Consider the following 2,885-nt stretch of genomic DNA (forward strand, 5'->3'; position numbering starts at 1 on the left):
TCCTTAAGCCCGGGGGGTTAGTTCTCGCCCTGATCAAGCCCCAGTTTGAGGTGGGGCCGCGGGAGGTGGGCCGGGGCGGAGTGGTGCGGGATCCGGCCCGACATCGCCGGGTAATCGAGGAAATCTGGCGCTTCGGAGAGGAAGAACTGGGCCTTCGGGCCCTGGGGGTGGCCGAAAGCCCGCTTCCCGGTCCGGCCGGGAATCGCGAATTTTTCATTTTGTTCCAAAAATCTCCTTTACAAGGGGAGCAGAGGTTGTTATTTTGCCCGGAGAAGCCCGAAGAGGAGGTCGGCGGTGAAGATCGTGTTTGATCCCGAGGTGCCGGAAGAGCTGCGCGAAGAGATCCAAACCCTCATAGAAAATGAAAATATAGAAAGCCCCTGCCCGGAGTGCGGGGCAGAAGAGATATACGTAGCGCTCATGGAAGGCATGCTGGACGTAAAATGCTACGAATGCGGCCATTCCTTTGTGGAAATAGAGCTGGAAGAGAGCGAAGAATAGAGATCCGATCCTAAGGGGACCTTGAGTCGGCGAGGAAGACCAGAGGGCTTTGCTGCGGTGCGGTAAGAAACCGTCCCGGAGGGTCAGCCTTTGGTCCTCTCGATATAGGCGTAGGCGTTGTGGGCGTGGATAGATTCGAAGTTTTCCGCGGAGACCGCAAACCAGGTGATATCCGGATGATCGAGAAGCCGCCGGGCCACCTCCCTTACCACGTCCTCCACGAAACGGGGTTGCCGATGGGCGGTTTCGGTCACAAATTTCTCGTCCGGGCGCTTGAGCAGAGGGTAAATAGGGCTTGAGGCCGAGGACTCCACGATCTCGATCAGGTCCTCGAGCCAGACAAAACGCTTAAAGCGTACCCTTAAATCCACCTCTCCCCGCTGGTTGTGGGCCCCGATCTCGCTTATGGCCTGGGAACAGGGACAGACGGTCATCACCGGCACCTTCACCCCCAGCAGGATGTCCAGGTAGGATTCGCCCTTGGCCCCGGCGATAAGACACTGGTATTCCATAAGCGAGGGAGCCCGGCTCACCGGGGCCTCTTTTTTCAGGAAGTAGGGGAACCTTATCTCCAGATGGGCCACCTTGGCCGCCAGTCTTTCCCGCATGCGATCCAGAATGGCCGGAATGTTCCGGATATGGATCTCCTCCCGGAACTCGTTCAGGATCTCGATGAAACGGCTCATGTGCGTGCCCTTGAATTCCCGGGGCAGATCCACAAACATGTTGATCTCCGCCACGGTGTGCTGCAGCCCCCGCCGTCGGTCCAGCACGGAGACCGGATAACGGATTCCCTTGATGCCCACCTTGTCAATGGGAATTTCGCGGGGATCGTAAAGACTCTGGACGTCCTTAAGTTCCATACCGGCGCAGATATTCCACCAGTTCTCTGGCCCGCTCCATGGAGGGAGATTTCAGCCCCAGAAGGCTGCGGCCCTCCCTCTCCGCCCGGAGGATCTCCGGGTCCTCGGGGAAGGAAAGGACCGGTTCAACCCCCAGAAAAGAAGCCAGATATCTTTCGTCTTCCGGACCGCGTACCGCATTCCCCACTACCACCACCTTTTCCAGATGCAGATCCCGGGCCAGGCGCAGGATCTGACGCGTGGTCTCCAGGCTTCCGCGATAGGGCTGGGTGACCACCAGGATGAAATCCATGGGCACCACCGTGGAACGGCCAAAGTGTTCCACCCCGGCCTCCATATCCACCACCACCGCCTCCCGGGCCTGAAGGATCAGAAAGGAAAGGAGCCGTCGCAGCACGGTCTGCTCCGGACAGGCACACCCCCCGCCGGCCTCCCTTATGGCCCCGAGCACCATGAGACGGAGTCCGTCCCGGGTGAGCATGAACCTTTCCGGAAGGTCCTCGATGCGGGGGTTAAGGGTGTAATAGGGCCCCTGTTTCTGGGCGCGCTCGGCAAGAAGCTCCCGCATCTCGGAAAGGGGGGTGAGCCTCTCCGTCTCCGAAAAACCCAGAAGACGCCCTAAGTGCGGACTGGGGTCGGCATCAATGGCCAGAACCTCGTAGCCCGCATCCAGCAAAGCCCCGCAGAGAAGGGCCGCGATGGTACTTTTTCCTACTCCGCCCTTTCCGCAAAAGGCGATTTTCATGCCTTGGATTCTACCACCTTTTCCAGGGTTTCCCAGGGGATTTCTCCGGGACGCAGGAGTTCCGGGCGCCCGGAGACCACGGAAACCAGAGTGGAGGGTTTGCGTCCCGGGGTGGCTCCTCCATCCAGGATGAGGTCCACCTCGGGGAAATAATGGGCCACTTCCTCGGCGGTGCAGGCGGGGTGTTCCCCGGAAAGATTGGCGCTGGTTCCGGTTACCGGCCGGCCGAAAAGCCGGGGGATCTCCCGGGCCAGCGGATGAGCCGAGAGCCTCAGGGCCACGGTGCCGGTCTCGGCGGTGACCCAGGGAGGAACCTCGGCCCGGGCGCGGAACACCAGGGTGAGCGGCCCGGGCCAGAAGTTTTCGATCAGGACCCGGGCCACCCGGGGTACCTCTTCCACCCAGCGTTCCAGTTCCTCGAGGTCTCCCAGGAGCAGGAGAACGGGTTTTTCCCGGCGCCGGCGTTTAAGGGCGTAAAGGTGTTCCACCGCCGGACGATGCAGGGGATCCACCGCCAGTCCGTAAAAAGTCTCCGTGGGAAGCGCCACCACTCCCCCGTCCCTGAGGATCTTCAGGGCCTCGCTTAAGGCCTCTTCCTCTTCCGCCCGAAGGATCCTCATCCGGAAGCCAGCCTCTGCCGGTAAGCCGCAAGCCTCTCTCTCAAACTTTCCTCGCTAAGGGAGAGGATCTCCACGGCCAGGAGGGCGGCGTTTACGAAGTTCCCGATCCCTACCGTGGCCACCGGCACCCCGCGGGGCATCTGCACCATGGAGAGC

6 protein-coding genes are annotated in these 2,885 nt (G+C 61.0%); 2 read left to right on the forward strand and 4 right to left on the reverse strand.

Annotation, left to right across the window (positions count from 1 at the left end; genetic code table 11):
* Together F8J34_RS04630 and F8J34_RS04635 are read left to right on the forward strand one after the other, a co-directional pair.
* On the forward strand, positions 1-311 hold a 311-nt coding region (locus F8J34_RS04630; protein WP_363315418.1), incomplete at its 5' end, for an SAM-dependent methyltransferase.
* Positions 295-501 carry a hypothetical protein gene (locus tag F8J34_RS04635; RefSeq protein WP_297056839.1) on the forward strand — a complete coding sequence of 69 codons (207 nt, stop codon included), beginning with the start codon at positions 295-297 and terminating at the stop codon, positions 499-501. The genes F8J34_RS04630 and F8J34_RS04635, both read left to right, overlap by 17 nt.
* An 83-nt stretch (positions 502-584) precedes the next feature.
* Here F8J34_RS04635 and folE2 read toward each other — a convergent pair whose 3' ends face one another.
* From folE2 to F8J34_RS09775, 4 genes are all read right to left on the reverse strand, one after another.
* Entirely contained in the window at positions 585-1,364 is a 780-nt protein-coding gene (gene folE2 / locus F8J34_RS04640) for a GTP cyclohydrolase FolE2 (protein ID WP_297056840.1), read from the reverse strand.
* Positions 1,354-2,109, reverse strand: coding sequence for a P-loop NTPase (locus F8J34_RS04645; protein ID WP_297056841.1), 756 nt, complete (start codon positions 2,107-2,109; stop codon positions 1,354-1,356). The genes folE2 and F8J34_RS04645 overlap by 11 nt, the downstream gene beginning before the upstream one ends.
* Positions 2,106-2,729: an L-threonylcarbamoyladenylate synthase gene (locus F8J34_RS04650; protein WP_297056842.1), complete on the reverse strand. Its 624-nt coding sequence runs from the start codon at positions 2,727-2,729 to the stop codon at positions 2,106-2,108. Before F8J34_RS04650 ends, F8J34_RS04645 begins: the two co-directional genes overlap by 4 nt.
* Positions 2,726-2,885 (reverse strand): AIR carboxylase family protein (locus F8J34_RS09775; RefSeq protein ID WP_363315419.1); only part of this gene is annotated, 160 nt, incomplete at its 5' end. The genes F8J34_RS09775 and F8J34_RS04650, both read right to left, overlap by 4 nt.

Source organism: Thermosulfurimonas sp. (assembly GCF_015491435.1).
Taxonomy (GTDB): Bacteria; Desulfobacterota; Thermodesulfobacteria; order Thermodesulfobacteriales; family Thermodesulfobacteriaceae; genus Thermosulfurimonas_A.

Coding starts and splice junctions, on each gene's coding strand:
- folE2 (WP_297056840.1), bottom strand. CDS start 1,364: ATGGAACTTAAGGACGTCCAGAGTCTTTACGATCCCCGCGAAATTCCC.
- F8J34_RS04645 (WP_297056841.1), bottom strand. CDS start 2,109: ATGAAAATCGCCTTTTGCGGAAAGGGCGGAGTAGGAAAAAGTACCATC.
- F8J34_RS04650 (WP_297056842.1), bottom strand. CDS start 2,729: ATGAGGATCCTTCGGGCGGAAGAGGAAGAGGCCTTAAGCGAGGCCCTG.